This window comes from Chromobacterium sinusclupearum (assembly GCF_002902845.1).
GTDB classification, from domain to species: Bacteria; Pseudomonadota; Gammaproteobacteria; order Burkholderiales; family Chromobacteriaceae; genus Chromobacterium; species Chromobacterium sinusclupearum.
The window spans coordinates 14,225-28,888 of the sequence record NZ_PPTF01000016.1 but is presented as its reverse complement, the minus strand read 5'-3'; the positions used below and the strand labels follow the sequence as shown (position 1 = coordinate 28,888).

General features: G+C 59.4%; 17 protein-coding genes. 2 read left to right on the top strand and 15 right to left on the bottom strand.

What is annotated here, in order from left to right:
- Position 1 precedes the first annotated feature (1 nt).
- On the top strand, positions 2-868 hold the full coding sequence (locus C2134_RS04505) for an NAD(P)-dependent oxidoreductase (RefSeq protein WP_103317885.1): 867 nt from the start codon (positions 2-4) through the stop codon (positions 866-868).
- Positions 869-940: 72 nt separating this feature from the next.
- On the opposite strand, the gene C2134_RS04500 is transcribed toward C2134_RS04505, so the two are convergent.
- Complete coding sequence (locus tag C2134_RS04500) at positions 941-1,210, bottom strand: HU family DNA-binding protein (protein ID WP_103317883.1); 270 nt, start codon at positions 1,208-1,210, stop codon at positions 941-943.
- 944 nt (positions 1,211-2,154) lie between these two features.
- Here C2134_RS04500 and C2134_RS04495 point away from each other — a divergent pair.
- Positions 2,155-3,819 carry a B12-binding domain-containing radical SAM protein gene (locus C2134_RS04495; protein ID WP_103317881.1) on the top strand — a complete coding sequence of 555 codons (1,665 nt, stop codon included), beginning with the start codon at positions 2,155-2,157 and terminating at the stop codon, positions 3,817-3,819.
- Positions 3,820-4,131: 312 nt separating this feature from the next.
- Here the strand turns inward: C2134_RS04495 and C2134_RS04490 are convergent, their stop codons facing one another.
- The 14 genes from C2134_RS04490 to C2134_RS04435 all read right to left on the bottom strand — a co-directional run bounded on the left by C2134_RS04490 (position 4,132) and on the right by C2134_RS04435 (position 14,623).
- Positions 4,132-4,542: a hypothetical protein gene (locus C2134_RS04490; protein ID WP_146042096.1), complete on the bottom strand. Its 411-nt coding sequence runs from the start codon at positions 4,540-4,542 to the stop codon at positions 4,132-4,134.
- A 174-nt stretch (positions 4,543-4,716) separates the two neighbouring features.
- Positions 4,717-5,367 (bottom strand): hypothetical protein, encoded by a 651-nt coding sequence (locus C2134_RS04485; protein ID WP_103317878.1) that lies wholly within the window; start codon positions 5,365-5,367, stop codon positions 4,717-4,719.
- A gap of 129 nt (positions 5,368-5,496) precedes the next feature.
- On the bottom strand, positions 5,497-5,646 hold the full coding sequence (locus tag C2134_RS21470) for a hypothetical protein (RefSeq protein ID WP_158248693.1): 150 nt from the start codon (positions 5,644-5,646) through the stop codon (positions 5,497-5,499).
- 35 nt (positions 5,647-5,681) lie between these two features.
- Positions 5,682-6,086, bottom strand: a complete 405-nt coding sequence (locus tag C2134_RS04480; RefSeq protein WP_103317876.1) for a hypothetical protein — start codon at positions 6,084-6,086, stop codon at positions 5,682-5,684.
- 47 nt (positions 6,087-6,133) lie between these two features.
- The gene (locus tag C2134_RS04475; RefSeq protein WP_103317874.1) at positions 6,134-8,380 is read right to left on the bottom strand and encodes a translocation/assembly module TamB domain-containing protein; all 2,247 of its coding nucleotides are present in this window, start codon (positions 8,378-8,380) and stop codon (positions 6,134-6,136) included.
- 3 nt (positions 8,381-8,383) lie between these two features.
- Positions 8,384-8,596, bottom strand: coding sequence for a helix-turn-helix transcriptional regulator (locus C2134_RS04470; protein ID WP_103317872.1), 213 nt, complete (start codon positions 8,594-8,596; stop codon positions 8,384-8,386).
- A gap of 535 nt (positions 8,597-9,131) precedes the next feature.
- Positions 9,132-9,293, bottom strand: a complete 162-nt coding sequence (locus tag C2134_RS21465; protein ID WP_158248692.1) for a hypothetical protein — start codon at positions 9,291-9,293, stop codon at positions 9,132-9,134.
- A complete protein-coding gene (locus C2134_RS04460) occupies positions 9,290-10,111 on the bottom strand; it encodes a hypothetical protein (RefSeq protein ID WP_146042095.1) in 822 nt (273 codons plus the stop codon). Before C2134_RS04460 ends, C2134_RS21465 begins: the two co-directional genes overlap by 4 nt.
- Positions 10,108-12,984 carry a DUF927 domain-containing protein gene (locus C2134_RS04455; protein WP_103317867.1) on the bottom strand — a complete coding sequence of 959 codons (2,877 nt, stop codon included), beginning with the start codon at positions 12,982-12,984 and terminating at the stop codon, positions 10,108-10,110. Before C2134_RS04455 ends, C2134_RS04460 begins: the two co-directional genes overlap by 4 nt.
- A gap of 92 nt (positions 12,985-13,076) precedes the next feature.
- A complete protein-coding gene (locus C2134_RS04450; RefSeq protein ID WP_103317865.1) occupies positions 13,077-13,370 on the bottom strand; it encodes a hypothetical protein in 294 nt (97 codons plus the stop codon).
- Positions 13,367-13,567 (bottom strand): hypothetical protein, encoded by a 201-nt coding sequence (locus C2134_RS04445; RefSeq protein WP_103317863.1) that lies wholly within the window; start codon positions 13,565-13,567, stop codon positions 13,367-13,369. Before C2134_RS04445 ends, C2134_RS04450 begins: the two co-directional genes overlap by 4 nt.
- Positions 13,564-13,881, bottom strand: a complete 318-nt coding sequence (locus C2134_RS04440) for a hypothetical protein (RefSeq protein ID WP_103317862.1) — start codon at positions 13,879-13,881, stop codon at positions 13,564-13,566. The genes C2134_RS04445 and C2134_RS04440 overlap by 4 nt, the downstream gene beginning before the upstream one ends.
- A 2-nt stretch (positions 13,882-13,883) precedes the next feature.
- Positions 13,884-14,060: a hypothetical protein gene (locus tag C2134_RS21695; protein WP_199179871.1), complete on the bottom strand. Its 177-nt coding sequence runs from the start codon at positions 14,058-14,060 to the stop codon at positions 13,884-13,886.
- Between the two features lie 299 nt (positions 14,061-14,359).
- Positions 14,360-14,623, bottom strand: a complete 264-nt coding sequence (locus C2134_RS04435; RefSeq protein WP_103317860.1) for a helix-turn-helix transcriptional regulator — start codon at positions 14,621-14,623, stop codon at positions 14,360-14,362.
- Positions 14,624-14,664 lie beyond the last annotated feature (41 nt).

The window sequence follows — 14,664 nt, the reverse complement described above, 5'->3', positions numbered from 1 at the left end:
CATGCAAATTGGTTATATCGGTCTTGGCATCATGGGGCGACCCTGTGTCCTCAATCTGCTGAAGGCGGGCTACCCGGTTCGCGTCTGGTCGCGCAAGCGCGAGAGTGCCCAGGCTTTGCTGGATGCCGGCGCGGAATGGGCATCGAGTCCTGCGGAGTTGGCCGCGCAGGTTGACGTGCTGGTTACCAATGTGTCCGATACGGCCGATGTGGAGCAGGTGTTGCTGGGTGAGCGTGGCGCGGCCCATGGTGGCAAGCCGGGACTGGTTTGTGTGGATATGAGCACCATCGCGCCGAATGGCGCGCGCCGCATCGCCTCGGCCTTGGCGGAAAAAGGGATCGATTTCTTGGATTGTCCGGTGTCCGGCGGCGAGGTGGGAGCCATCAACGGCACCCTGACCATCATGGTGGGCGGCAAGACCGAGGCCTTGGACAAGGCGCGGCCAGCCCTGCAGGCCATGGGGCAGACCATTACCCACATCGGCGCCAGCGGCGCCGGCCAAGTGGCCAAGGCATGCAACCAGATCGCCGTCGCGGTGGGAGTGGCGGCGGTGGCCGAAATCGTCAAACTGGCGCGCGCGTGCGATGTCGATCCCGCTCCGGTACGAGCCGCGCTGCTGGGTGGCTTCGCGCAAAGCCGCGTGTTGGATGTGCATGGCCAGCGCATGATAGACGACAACTACGCGCCCGGCTTCAAGGCCAAGCTGCACGCCAAGGATATGCACATCGTGCTGGATACCGCGCGGGAGCAGGGCATTAGCCTGCCGGCGGCGGAGCGCACAATGCATTTGATCGATCAATTGGTCCAGCAGGGCGATGGCGAGCTGGATTCGGCGGCGATTGCCAGGCTGATCTGGCAACAAAACTAAGCTTGTTGGCATGCAAAACGGGCCGCGCAATTTGCGCGGCCCGTTTTCAATGATAGAGGCGGGATCGGGTGCTTAGCCGATACGATCCTTCAATTGCTTGCTGGCGACGAACGCCACCTTGCGCTTGGCCGGAATCTGGATGGTTTCGCCGGTCTTGGGGTTGCGGCCGGTGCGGGCGGCGCTTTCCTTCACCTTGAACTTGCCGGCCACGATGCTGAGCTCGCCATTGTTGGCCAGGGTGTCCAGCAGCACTTCGTCAAAAGCGGCCAATACGCGCAGTACGTCGGCTTTGGTCTGGCCGGACTTGTCGGCGAGCAGGGCAATCAGTTCGGCTTTAGTCATGGTGCGTTTCTTTCAGGTATCAGCTTAAAGATTCATTTTCCGTGATTTCGCGTAGGGAATAAAGCATATCTGGCATATTTCGCTTACAAATCGACTGAGGGTGAGCGTTTACGTGGCGTGCCCGCCTCAGCCCATGTGTCGGGATGAGAATTTCAAGAGCGTTAACGAGCGATGCGCTCGGGTGCATCATAGGGTTTTAGCCAAGATTTGCGCTCGGCGCGAATCTGCCTGTTTTTGAGGCCTTGTTGGATTACTATGCTTTTGGTGTTCTGAGCTTGCCCTCTATCGACAAGAGCGTGTGATGACCCATCACACCCAGATCAGTACAGTCCAGATTCTTCCTGGCATAAGGCCAGCTGGCATGGCAGGGGCGTGCGAAGAGCGACCTGTTCGTTCATCTCTTTGACGGGGTGGCTGATCTACATGGGGAAGCATTGTTGGCGCAGAATAAATTCCATACATGGATGGCCAAGTACTGTTTTTAAAATATACAAATAGCATTTGCGCGTTTCGACCCAAAGCCTATGTTGACAACGTGGACTGCCTGGAAGGTGTATCCTTTCAAGCACCAGTTTGGTGCTGATGGCCTCATCATGTGTTGGATAGACGGAAGCGGTTGTGGAAGGTGCCGGCTAGCAAAGCAACAAGATCCAATCGTCCGCAATTTTGTTGCGAAGGTATTAAATCATTCATCGGTTTGTCGATTTCCATCGAAGTTGCTGCATGACGGCCCGGTCAGATGCGATAGTAGCATTGTCAGAGAACCAAGCGCTGAGGGCTGGGGGAGTGTTCGGAAAGGAAACGGTTGGCCTTAAGCAAAGCCAACGGCGACCGATAGCAATACATGGGTCGGATGCATAGAAAGCTTACAGAGTTGCTTTGGGCTGGGACAATGTAGTGATGCGATCACTATTAGTGTGGAATAGAAAATAAGCGAGGTCAAAATGTCTTCTAAATGTTTGTTGATTATTCCCCCAAATATTACCTTTGACGCATTTGTCAACCCATCTGCGAATAGCAAATATTGGACCCATCGCAATGGGAGAAAATATGGTGTATTGATTACAGACGTGCCGTTGGGGGTGTTGACTATCAGCGCTTGGTTGAAGAGTAAGTGCGATACCGATGTAAAAGTAATCGATTTTAATACGGAAGTACATAAAACATGGGATGATCCTGATGCGGACTCATTCCATGATTGGTTTGACAGGGTGTTGACGTCAGTCAGAGACTCCGGGTTTGATCCCGATGTAATTGGTTTTTCATCATTGTTCATAACGGGATATGAAAATTTACTGTCTTTGGCTGAGGCGTCGAAGCGAATATTCCCAAGGGCATTTCGAATTTGTGGCGGCAATTTGCCTACTACAATGTATCGTGAGGTTTTCTCCGATGCGGCAGATGCATTTGATGCACTCTGTTTCGGAGAAGGTGAGCTGCCTATCTCCGAATTGATGGCTGCAAAGGATAAAAAATCTTATTGCGATAGCTCTATGCAGTGGATTACCAAGAAGAACTTGGTCTTGGGTGGGGTATATCAACACAATTTTATTTCTAATTTGGATGAGATTCCTGATTTGGATTATGATTGTATTGACTTGAAGGATTATCATCTCAATCCAACTATTAAGGCCTATACCTCGATAGGCGATAGAACTAATTACATTACGTATATGGGGAGCCGAGGCTGCCCGTTTCATTGTACATTCTGTGCCGCTCATACGGTGCATGGCCGTAAAATGAGAGCCTTTACAATCGAGAGGATTGAACGGGAATTAACAGATCTGTGCAATAAATATTTGCCCAATACCTTAGTCATTGAAGATGATATGTTTTTATGGGATAAGGATTGGGCCGCTAGCGTACTGAAAATCGCGCAGAAGCTGAATCTTGTCTGCTTTTTCCCAAATGCTTTGGCCCTGTACGCCTTGGATAGACCAATGTTGGAAGAGCTTTATAAGACTGGTGTGAGGCAGCTGACGCTTGCGGTCGAGTCTGGCAGTGCCCGTGTTCTGAAGGAGGTTATGAAAAAGCCTCTGAAGCTTTCCATCACTAACCGAGTAGTGCAAGATTGTCGCGAGCTGGGTATTTATACGGACTGCAATATCATCATAGGCATGCCTGGCGAGACCTTGAGTGATATTGATGATACCCGAGAGTATCTAAGAACCTTGGATGCCAACTGGTATCGAATCAATGTCGCGACACCATTGGCGGGGAGCGAGATGTATATCAAGGCAGTCAAGAATGGCGAAATTAAAGGCGATATTCGGATGGCTGGATATAAGAAGTGCGTAGTGGAAACAAAGGATTTTACACCTGCTCAAATCGAATCTATCGCCTATGATATAAATCTAGAAATGAACTTCTTGAGAAATTCTGATATGAAATATGGACGGTATGAGCGAGCTCTTGAAACGTTCAATAACGTCCTGCAGTTAAGAAATGATCATGCGTTGGCAATGTATAAATTAATTGAATGTCGATCCCATCTTGGAATGGATGAGAATAAAGAAATGTTGTCGAAAAAGCTCGATGAAATGCTCGAAGAGAGCGCATTTTGGAAGAAATACTTTATTGATCATGATTTGCGTATGCCAGCTTATTAATTACTTGCAAGGCAATTTCCAGATGCCGCCATGTCTAGTTGGGCTGGCGGTGTTTTATTGAGATGCAAGGGGGTAAATGCCCGACTGGCGAGGCTTATGTGGTTTTGCTGACTCTTCATGACACGGCATGAATTAAAAAAGCCCCGACTGGCGGGGCTTTTGTGGTTTTGCTGACACGCCGTGACATGGCGTGAAAGCTTACTCAATTGTATCTGATTATTGAGTAAACGGCTCAAAGCCTTTCCTGTAAAGGATTTTGCTATTCGATTTTTTCTTGTGTGTACACCCATGTGTACACGGAAAACAGCAGTGCTACCTCTCATGGAACCCTGCTGATTGTCCGGTAAAGTGGAAACCGATGATTGGGGCCTTGTTGCGATGGATGGGCCCGAGATCAATCGAGAGCGATCCCAAGGCTCCGTGAACTACCAGCATCATGAACATGCGAAAGAGTTCCGGGGAAAGGGATAGTCCACCGTTGACCTCCGGCTTGATTTTTAGCAATGCTCCAATGGACTTGGACGCCTCTTCGTCTTTACGCTGGCTTATCTGAAGTGAAAAAGGTATCTGGTGTGTGCCTCTCTCAAAGTGCCCATGCAGCATGATCGACATCGTGTAGTCAACCGTTAGGCTCTGGGCTCTCGTATGTTGGTTGAGGAACATTTCAATGCGCCACTCAGTAGCAACCCCCGACAGTTCCGAAGGGAAAGAAGAATTTTCCACTATGCCTTTCTCCCGCAGTCATGCGATGACAAATCGCAGAATAGTCCGTAGGTTGTTTGCTAGAGTGGATGGGATCAACTTCTTCCTTTCATCGCGTTGGTTTTCGCCACGACGCACCCTTGCCGGCGGGCTGTCGCTCGCTCTGCCATCGAGGCCGGCTCAGCTAAGGCATGCTCAGGCCTGACTCACGCTGACGACGACTTCTTCCAGCACCTTCTTCGGCTGGATCCGCACGCCATCGGGCAAGAAGCGGCTGTCAAAGGTGCCGGCGCTGAACAGCTTGATCAGCAGCACCACCAAGCCGGCGTCGCAGCCATCTATGGAGAAGATCAGCGGCGCGGTGCGCTTGGCGGTATGTAGCACCATGGTTGAGGTGTCCAGCGCCTCCAGGGACATCACATCGGACAGCTTGAAGCTGATGGTCTTCTGCGGGGAGAGAAACACGGCCCGCCGGTTGGTCAGGTTGAGCGCGCCGCCGGCCAGCGGGGTCAGGGCGTCGCTGCTGATGCGCTGACTGCCGCCGACATACACGCCGCGGACGACACGCACCGCGCCGCCCACGTTGTAGGATTGCTTGCGGTAGCCGTAGAGGGTGGCGCCGGCTTCCATCACGCCGAATTCGCCGGCCTGCATGTTCAACGACAGCGGCACGTCGGGGAAGGCCCGCGCGTCGTCCACCTGGCGGAAATAGCACATGAGGGCGTCGGCTCTGGCCTGCTGCTGCGCCCATGCCGCTTCAAGCTGGCGCTGCCGGTCCTGCTCCTTGAAGTGGGCCCGCAATAGCGTCAGCGCAATGGCTGCAGTTATCAACAGTATCCATTCCATAATGCGCCCCTTTCGATGATGGCATCATAGCGGGAACTGCCAGAGGTGCAAGCGGAATGGCGCGCTTCCATGGGGTTGGTTTTCGAAATCAGAGGAGGCGGCCGCGGTAGGGCGCGCCTCCATCCTGATTCAAGCCTTTTTCGGCTTCTTGAAGGTCATGCTTTGCCAGTCAAATTCATTGCCGGCAATCTCGGCAAAGGTGACGTAGAAGGCCACATGCTCATGCGGCATCAGCTTGTCCACGTCAAACAGGATGTGGAAAGGAACCCCGTTTTTCATCAGGTAGCACGCTTGATGAAACTCGGGGTTCCGACTCAGTTTTTTGCGGCTTCCTTCTCGGCGTCCAGCATCTTGGCCAGGGCGGCGCGCGCTTCCTCGTTCTTCATCACCATGTGGTCGATGATGGCATGCATGCCTTCGGTGTCGAGGTCGTGCAGCACCATCTCGATTTCCGCCAGGGTGGTGGGGAAGCCATAGGGTTCGGCGTCGATGTAAGCGACTTGCGCGGCCGGCACCGCGAAGGTGTTCAGATAGACCGCGTTGGCGGCATGCTCCGGGCCTACTGCCAGGATCAGGCGGGACTCTTGAACCGGCGACAGCTGGCGCAGCTTGATCACGCGGCCCAGGCTATCGGTCAGCTCGGTGTACTGCGGCTTGGCGCGCGCCACGGTCTGGGTGTTGGCCTCGGCGGCCTGGTGTACGGTAACGGCTTGGTTCATGGTGTTTCCTTTCTGCTTGGTTGGGTTGGTGCCGGAATGGCTGGGCCTTAGCCCGTGGGGAGAATCGTTGAAGGCATGCCGGGTTGCAGCGGCATCATGTTGATGTCGAAGCCTCTGGTGCCGGTCAAGGGCTTGCTGGCCTCGCGGACCATCTCGCGGGTGACGACGGCGGCCACATCCTTGCCGCCGACCTGAACCTTGACGTTGATGACGGGCGGCGCTGCCGGCGGAATCGGGGAAAGCGCCATCAGGCTCTGGACGGTCACGGGCGTTGTGAACTGATACCCGTCTTTGCTGTGGCCATATGCGCCATCATTGGGAATGGCCAGGAAGTCATTCTTCTTCGGGAACATCCGATTGGCCCGCTCGACCGTTGGGCCGGGTCGGTAGTTGTCCATCACGCCCAGGCTTTGGCCTGGCTTGAAGTGGGCATTCTTGTTCTTGTCTTTGTCGTCATTGCCCCAGTTCGCCAGCCAGCGACCGGCGATGGTGCCGGCGTCTGCCGCGGCCCGGAAGATGTCCGGCAGGATCATCAGCACCAGGCCGATTTCGCCCAGCGCGCCAGCAACGCGGGACAGCCCGCCGGATATCTTGGCCAGGCGGCCGGCCTTGTCGAGTTCGCCCACGGTGCCGGACAGCTTGCCCACGCCAAGAGCCGCGCCCTCGGCTTTCAGCTTGGATGCGGCGGCCGCATTGCCCAGGGCGTTCACCTCTTGCGACAGTCGGCGCACGCGCCCGGCGGTGGTCGTGGTTTCGGCCTCAGCCAGCCGGGTGGCGCGCGTCAGGCCGCCCATGCTGGCCGCGGCGGCTTCGGTCTGCATCTTGGCGACGCGCGCGGCGGCGGTGAAGGTCCCAGTGGCGCCGGTCATGCCCTTGACGCCAGAGGCAGCAAGCTCCGCCTGCAGCTTGGACAGGTTCATGGCGACGTTCAGGCCATCCATTGCGCGGCTGGTCATGCGGATGGTGCCGCCGATGAACAGGGCCGGCCCAAGAATGAACAAGTCTTTGGTCAGCGCCTTGATGCCGTCACCGTCCTTCTTCATCAGGTCGTTGGTGATGCTCAGGAAGCTATTCACCTCCTTCAGCACGCCGATGGCGGTAGGCAGCACCGAAACGCCCAGCTGCGTCATCAAGGTGTTCCATTGCTTGTGCAGCTCCAGCATCTGCCCGTCCATGGTGCCGCGCGCGGTCTTCTCGCTCTGGCCAATCCCCATGGCGGACTTGTTGGCCTGTATCTGGCGTTCCAGCGTCGGTATCTGCTGATAGATCCGTCCCAGCAAGGCAGAGCCGGTGCGGTTGCTCAGGATCATGCCCAGCTCGCGGATGATGGCTTCATCCCCGGTGATGCCTTTCCGCTTGAAGGCCGGCAGCAAGACTTCTTTCAAGAAGGCGAGTTCGCCCCGTTCTTCCAGGATGTTGGAGCCGATAAATGCGCCGGCCTTGGCCTTCTTCAGCTTGCCCAGCTTGTTGAACTCGACCATGGCGGGATTGAGCAGGCCCAGGCGGTACATCTCCTGTTGCGACGTGATGGAGCCGCGCATCTGCACCAAGTTTTGATACAGCGACATCGTGCCGGTGCCATAGCGCGATCCGCCAAACTCTTGGATCAACGGCTCGGCGCCCAGGTAGAACGCCTCATTGCTGCGGCGGGTAAGCGCCAGGCCGCCGGTTTTCAGGGCCTGCAGCATCTGCGAGGCGTCTACCCGGTTGCGGCTGCCGGTGATGACCTTCTGCGCAAAGTCGGCTTGTTCCGCAAAGGCTTTCTCGCTTAGCGTGCCGCCGCGCAGTTCAATCACTTTCAGCAGATCCATGAACTTGCGTTCGTTGGCTTCCCCGCCGGCCTTACCGTACAGCGTTTCGTTGGCAAACTTCATGCGGGCCATGATCGGCGCGGCGAACTCGGCATGGTGCAGGTCTTTGAACACCGCCATGGCATCCGACAGCAGCGTCATGTTGTCGGTCAGGCTGGTGCCGAAGGTCTTCATCCCCATAGCGAACTGCTGCGCCTGGCGGTTGATGCCATCGCCAAAGCCCAGCGTCGAGAAGCGCGCAATCTCGGTTTGTAGCTTGCGGGCATCCTCCAGCGGCTGTTTGAACATCAGCGTGATGCCGGCGCCCGCGCCAATCGCCAGCGCGCCGGACTTGATGAAGTCCCGCAGCGCGTCGAGCTTGCGCTGCAGCTTGTCCACATCCTTCTGCGAGCGCGTCAGATCGGACGACAGCAGCCGCAAGCCCGGCCCTATCTCGTTCAGCAGGCTGATTTTTACCGCGACAGAATATGCTTCGGACGCCATGGCTTAGCCTCCATCCTTCGGTGCTTGGCCGGCCAGCGCCGCCACGGCTTCCACCGGCCAGCCCAGGCGGCCGCCGATGCGGACGGGACGAAGCGGGCCGGTCTGCTTGCTGGCCCACTTGCGCAGGGTCTGCGGCTTGCGCCCAAGAATGGCCGCCGCCTCGCTGGTGCTGAAAACATGCTTGCCCATGGATCGGGCCGCCTCGATCAGCTTCATGCCCACCCCCTTTCTACGTCCTGCCGTCGGCAGGCTGTTGATTGATTCAAGCTATTATTCTTGGATTAAAAATAGCAAAAGTCAATCATTTGGGTTGATGCGGATAGATGGTGGCTATCAGGAGGAGGGGTGGTGGCTCAAGATTGAGCCGCCAGTGACGCAAAGGATCGCGCTTCAAACGCGACCCCTGGCTATTCTGGCCGCCGGGAAAGGTTGTCAAAACTTGACATGCAAGCTGTCGCCCTACGCCTCGCGCGGGCGCGCGTACTTGCCGCAAAACCTCCTCATACCCTGGCCAAGAAAATGAAAAGCCCCCTTGGCGGGGGCTTGTGTGGGTTGGATCAGTTGGCGCTGTCAGCGCCGGGCATGGCGCGGTTCATGGTTTCCATCAAGTGCATCTTGTCCACGGCGTCGCAGGCTTCGGCCAGGACGGGCAGGACGCGGCACACATCCGCCCCGGGCCGGGCAAGCCAAGTTTCGAGATAGGCCGCCTTCGGAAAGCGTGCGGCCCTGAAAACCGACAGGCAAGCCCGGATCAACTCACGGGCATTGCGCGGCCTTGCTCGCTGCCGTCTTCCAAGTCGAACAGCGCAGCGTAAGCCATCCAGATAGTTGCCGCAGCGCTGAGGTAAAGCCCGCCCTCCTGATCGTTGGGGATGGGGCGGAAGTGGTCTTCTAGGCGGAAGGGCTTCTTCATGCTGCGCGCTCCTGAGTGTGCGCCGGCTGGAAGGCGCATTGTCCGATGAAGTGCCAACGGGTGTAATCTGCCTCGCTGGCCAGGTTGGAGATGCGCCACGGCCGGTATCGGGCGCCGCACATGCCTTGGGTGGCGTTGCCGCGGTGCGGGGTCTGCAGGCCCACCATCTGCGCCGCGCGCTGGCGCGCATCCGGGACAGTGACTTCCCCCTTCCAATGGCGGCAGGTCATGCAGTCGTTCGCCATCTTGGCGCGGCGTTCGGCCTCGGCGCGCGGCAAGCCGCCGTCGTGTTCCATGATGGCGGCCCGTTCCTCGATGGCCTCGCGGTCATCATCCGCGCTTGCGCCGGAATGGTGGCGCTCGAGGTGGGCATCCAGCGCGGCCACCAGTTCCGCCACCGGCACTCCGTCGCGCTCGATCTGCGCGCGCAGCATCCCCAGCCACTCGGCGCGATCGGTGCTCGGCCAGCGCTCAAGGTGGCAGATCAGGTTGACCCGCTCCAGCAGATCGGCGGGCAGCGTGGCCGGCGGCAGCGGTTGCTTCATCACCAGGGCAGTGACAATGCCGGCGGCAAAATCGCCCGCGGAAGGGATGTCGCCAGCCTCTGCCGGAAGAGTTGCGAGTGTTTTTCCGGGTGACTGTTTTTTGGTGGGTACAGTGGGTACAGTGGGTACAACCTCCTGAAACCCTTGCTGGGTAAGGATTTCAGACGTACCCACTTCTTGCCCCCACTTTTTTCTGTACCCACTTTTTTCATCATCGGGGGCGGTTTCGGGGTCGGGATGGATGGTGGCCTTGAGCCATTGCGGCAGGTTCATTCTTCGCCTCCTAGTGCTGCACTGGTCAGCACGTAGACATTGACCTTGGTCGAGTTGAGCGCCTTGATGCGCTTCTGGCGCGTGTTGCGCTGCTTGGTGCCTTCCACATCACCGGCCAGCAGCCAGCCGGACTGGATCAAAGCGCGGGCAGCTGCCAGCGGCGCAAAGCCCTTGCAAAGCTCCTTCTTGAACGGTTCCGACAAGACCCAGAATTGCAGCGTGCCCTGATCGTCGGTGAACTTGAAGCCGGCCCGGTTCAGGTAGCGCGCCAAGACTTCCGGGGCGGCATCGTGCGGCGGAAAGCGGGTTGATCCATGGGCCTGCATGAAGCCGCTGACTTGGGCAAAAAGCGCGCGGTCATCTGCGGCCATGCCGCTTTGGTTTTCCGCCAGCCACTCGCGGAAGCAGCGCCGCGCCGCCTGTGCCGCCTCGCCTGGCTTCCAGCCGGTGACGCCGTAGCGGGTGGCCAGCTCGCCAGCAAAAGCCACCAGCGCGAAGCGCGCGGCCACGCGGCCCACTTCTTGCGCAGCGCCAGCCGGCACGCCCAGGTGGGCAATCAAGCCGGTGATGCTGTCCTTGATGTCGCGCCGGATTTCGTCCAGCCGCTCGGGCGGTGTCAGCGCGGCGAGGAAGGCCGGGCCGGCGGTGCCATAGTGCTGGCGGGTGTTGGCTTTCATCGCATCGGCAAACGCCTGGCCGCTGGCATGGTGGTGGAGGGCTTCCAGGGTGCCCATGCCGGCGCCCGCATCCGCGGGGATGGCTGGTAAACGAGCGATCTGGCCGCCCTTGGCGCTCTTGCCCGCTTCGGCCATGTGCTGGGCCAGATCGATTTCGCCGGCAGACAGCAACATCACGCGCCAGGTCTGTGCCGGGCGGTTGCCGCCCTCCTTGGTCATGCGGGCCTTGGCCTGGCCGTTGGCGATCAGATAGGCGGCGCTGCCGGCATCTGCCGGGGCGATCTGGGCCAGTTCGTCCAGGATCAGCAGATTGTCGTTCCGCCCCAGGCAGAGCGCTTCAAGTCCGTTCTGGGTGGTGCGCCATTTCTTGGCGAAGTGGTCGGGATGCCCCCAGACGCTGGCGGCAGGATCCAGCAGGGTGGATGTCTTGCCTTTGCTGGTGGTGCCGACGAAGTGGAAACCGCCGCCAGACTCACCGGCCATTTCCGCCAGCACGCCGGCGAATGCGACAGAGATTGCAAACACGATGCGGGTATTGCCCGCTGCTGCCGCGGCAACGTGGTTCTGCCACTGCTGCAGCGTGCCGGCGCCGTCAAAGTCTCCGCTGTCGGTGCCCTGGTAGATCACGCCTTCGCCGTCCTGCTCGCCGTGGACCTCGCCAGGCAAGACATAGCGCACATCATGCCAGCCGATGCGGGACACGCAGCGCAGGCGCGTTGCGGCGGCCTGGCGGTGGCTCAACACGTAGTCCACCAGCTTTTGCCGGGCCTTGGGACTGGTCGACATGGTCAGCCCGCCCCGCACCAGCTCGCGCCGGAACTCGGCCGTGTCGCTGGCGGCCAGCATTTCCACCGGGCAGGCCCAGCGGTGCGGGTGGCCGTCATTGTCGCGCCACTCCAGCAGGCGGCCCCAATTCGATTGATTGGCATCGCGGGTTTCCGCCAAGACGTGCAGCGGCGAAGACAGCCACCACGGCGCAGCCGGATCTTTACTATCCTCGGCCGGCGGCACCCAATACACGCCATCGCGCTGGCCGGGGATGCCTTCCACCACGAAGAATGGCGAGCCGTCAGCCGGTGCCGGCGGGGTGTTTTCGGGGGGAAAGTGGGTACATTCCGAAGTGGGTACGTCAAAGGGGGTACGGCTGTAATCCTTATCTGGCAAGGATTCTGGCGGGTTTGTACCCACTGTACCCACTGTACCCACCAATTTTGAGTCACCCTGAAAAATGCTCTCGGTGACGGCCTCCAGTCCAGCCAGCTGGTGCAGGTCGTTGAAGTCGGATGGCAGCTTGTCATCGTGCTGCTGGCGGTGCTGCTCGATCTGCTCCGGGGTGAAGACCGGGACGACAGAGCGCCCCCGCGGGTGCAGCAGCTGGGCGGCGCGGCCGGCGGCCTGCTGGCCGGTCAAGTTCTCGTCGCTGTCGCCGCAGACGATCACTTGCACGTCCGGCGGCAAGGTAGCGGCCAGCCGGCCGGCTATCGCCACCACGTTGTGCGCGTTGAAGGCGACCACGACAGGCAAGCCGGTGGCCTGGTGCAAGCTGCAACCCGTGGCCCAGCCCTCGCACAGCAGCGCGCACGGGGCATCTTTCAGCCGGCCCAGCACCAGCGACGCGCCTTTGACCTGGCCGCCGGTCAGGAAGCGCTTGCTGCCGTCCTGGCCGATGATCTGCAGGTTGACCAGCTCGCCGCCGGCGCGGAGCGGGATCAGCAGCATGTCGCGCAGCTGGGCGGCACCAGCCGGCACAATGCCCTTGCTCTTGATGTAGGGATGTTCCGCGCTGATGCTGTGGCCACGTTCCCATAAGCGCGCAGCCTTCGTCTTGGCTTCCTGCCGCTGCTGCTCGGCCAGTGCTTCCGCTTCGGCCAGGGCGGCGGCGCGCTCGGTCTCCAGCTTGGCCCGCTCCTCTGCGCTGGGCGCTTGGTAAGGCTGTTCGGGCCGGTATCCCTGCTGGATAGCCAGTGCGAACAGGCTGGCGATGGTGACGCGGCCGGCGGGCTTGATCGACTTCCAGACGCTACGCGCGCTCTTCGCCTGGTAGTTCTTGGCCGTCTGGCTCCAGTCGTCCCAGATCGAGAAACCGGCCTCGCCCAGCTCGGACTTGATCGCCATCGCCATGGCCACCCAGGTTTCCCGCGCATGGGCGTCGATGTGCGCCAGGGCGGCGCGGATTTGCTCGGATGTGTTGCTCATTCTGTGCCCTTCAGACGTGAGGAGGCCCGCGCCCGGAAACGTGTCCGTTCGGTGGTCAGGGCCGCCCCGTCGTCAAATTGTCGTGTGGTGGCTTAGGCGGGTTCTGCGTCGGTCTCGGGGTCTAGGGCTTCGATGGCGCTTTCCATCAGGCCCACAATCCAGCCGCGCAGGCGCTGCTCTTCCAGCGTCAGGGCGTTGCCCTCCAGGCCCAGGCGCAGCAGCAGGTGACGCTTGCAGTTGTTGATGGTTTCGCCGGGCCGCCCCCTGTTTGCGCATAGGGAAAAGATCATGGAGCCTTCGATGGCGCCCACGTGATAGGACATCACGTCCACGCCTTCGCTTTTGAGACTGTCCATGACTTCCGGGGCGAGAGTGAAGGTGTTCATGCTTGGGCCTCCTGCTGTAGTTTGTCGGCGCGGATGATCCCCGCTTCATGGATCAAGCGCCCCATGCAGCGGGCAAGGGCATCTTGCAGCGGCCGGCCAGGGTTCTCGATGATGGCTTCGGCCACGCCGTTATCGAACAGATGCAGAGTGATGGTGCCAATGCGGTTGGCTGGCAGAATGGGAGTGGGCTGGATCATTTCCGGCCCCCTTTCTTGGCCGGCAGCTCGCGCGCCGTGGCAATCATGCAGCGCTCTTGGCCTGCGAAGCAGCTGATGGCGCCCAACAGGCGCAATGTCTGGCCCAGGTGGTGCAGGACGGCAGTATCCATGCCGGTATCTTGCGGGTAGCTGCTCACCAGCTCGCCCAGCAGGGCGATGGAAGCGGCGACATCCGCTTGCAGCATTTCGGCGTGGCTGTCAGCCAGGTCATACAGCGCGGCGTCGGCGGTACGCTGCTGGAATGCCTGGTGGTGGTCAGCGAGCAGGGCGATGGGGTTTTCGAGGTTGGCCATGATTAGCGAACCTCCATCACGTTGAAGCCGGCACTGGCCGGCAGAATCACGGCGCGGCGGCCTTGCGATACCAGCAGGCGCGCAAGCGCGTTGGCCTCGGCCTTGGTCGGCGTCGTGGCAATGGATACGGAGTAAACGGGGAGTAGGGCGCGGATAGCGCGCAGGGTGAGGCTAGACATGGTGCATGTCTCCTTGAGTCTGGTAAGACCAGCCTCCCGCCGCCAAGCGGGGTGGGCTGGCACGATGGCGGGATTGGCGGACCGGGACTCAAGGTAACCGGCGCGTGCATGCACGCTCCCACCATGGCCAGCCCATAGGAAAAGGCGCACCAATGGCGTGTGACGGACGTAAAAAATGCCGCAATAGGCGGCTATCCGCCTTGAGTCTAACAGGCCGCCAAGCCTGGCGCTGGGATTGACCAGCACGGGGCCATTATGTCGCGGCTGGTTTGTGGTGGCAAGTGTCATTGCGTGTCACCTCAAGCCGCCTGGCCTTGTTCATCCAGCCACTGGCGGATGTCTTCGGCTTTCCAAGCAGTAACGCGCTCGGATAGTTTTACTGGGGCTGGGAAGGTGCCTGCTTTTACTCGCCGCCATATGGAAGAGTCAGACAGCGGGATGATGGGGCGAAGGTCGGAAAGGCGGACGTAGCCGGTGGCAGGCAGAGCGCCGTAGGTGGCGAGGATACCGGCTTGGGCGTCGGTAATCTTGATGGGTTTTCCAGTTGTGTCGTGGGGTTTCATATTGCATCGCTCCGTTGATTGACATTGCGAGGCAAAGATAA

Bases quoted from the DNA above. Each gene is read 5' to 3' on its own strand.
- C2134_RS04505 (WP_103317885.1), top strand. From the start codon at position 2: ATGCAAATTGGTTATATCGGTCTTGGCATCATGGGGCGACCCTGTGTC.
- C2134_RS04500 (WP_103317883.1), bottom strand. From the start codon at position 1,210: ATGACTAAAGCCGAACTGATTGCCCTGCTCGCCGACAAGTCCGGCCAG.
- C2134_RS04495 (WP_103317881.1), top strand. From the start codon at position 2,155: ATGTCTTCTAAATGTTTGTTGATTATTCCCCCAAATATTACCTTTGAC.
- C2134_RS04485 (WP_103317878.1), bottom strand. From the start codon at position 5,367: ATGGAATGGATACTGTTGATAACTGCAGCCATTGCGCTGACGCTATTG.
- C2134_RS21470 (WP_158248693.1), bottom strand. From the start codon at position 5,646: ATGAAAAACGGGGTTCCTTTCCACATCCTGTTTGACGTGGACAAGCTG.
- C2134_RS04480 (WP_103317876.1), bottom strand. From the start codon at position 6,086: ATGAACCAAGCCGTTACCGTACACCAGGCCGCCGAGGCCAACACCCAG.
- C2134_RS04475 (WP_103317874.1), bottom strand. From the start codon at position 8,380: ATGGCGTCCGAAGCATATTCTGTCGCGGTAAAAATCAGCCTGCTGAAC.
- C2134_RS04470 (WP_103317872.1), bottom strand. From the start codon at position 8,596: ATGAAGCTGATCGAGGCGGCCCGATCCATGGGCAAGCATGTTTTCAGC.
- C2134_RS21465 (WP_158248692.1), bottom strand. From the start codon at position 9,293: ATGAAGAAGCCCTTCCGCCTAGAAGACCACTTCCGCCCCATCCCCAAC.
- C2134_RS04460 (WP_146042095.1), bottom strand. From the start codon at position 10,111: ATGAACCTGCCGCAATGGCTCAAGGCCACCATCCATCCCGACCCCGAA.
- C2134_RS04455 (WP_103317867.1), bottom strand. From the start codon at position 12,984: ATGAGCAACACATCCGAGCAAATCCGCGCCGCCCTGGCGCACATCGAC.
- C2134_RS04450 (WP_103317865.1), bottom strand. From the start codon at position 13,370: ATGAACACCTTCACTCTCGCCCCGGAAGTCATGGACAGTCTCAAAAGC.
- C2134_RS04445 (WP_103317863.1), bottom strand. From the start codon at position 13,567: ATGATCCAGCCCACTCCCATTCTGCCAGCCAACCGCATTGGCACCATC.
- C2134_RS04440 (WP_103317862.1), bottom strand. From the start codon at position 13,881: ATGGCCAACCTCGAAAACCCCATCGCCCTGCTCGCTGACCACCACCAG.
- C2134_RS21695 (WP_199179871.1), bottom strand. From the start codon at position 14,060: ATGTCTAGCCTCACCCTGCGCGCTATCCGCGCCCTACTCCCCGTTTAC.
- C2134_RS04435 (WP_103317860.1), bottom strand. From the start codon at position 14,623: ATGAAACCCCACGACACAACTGGAAAACCCATCAAGATTACCGACGCC.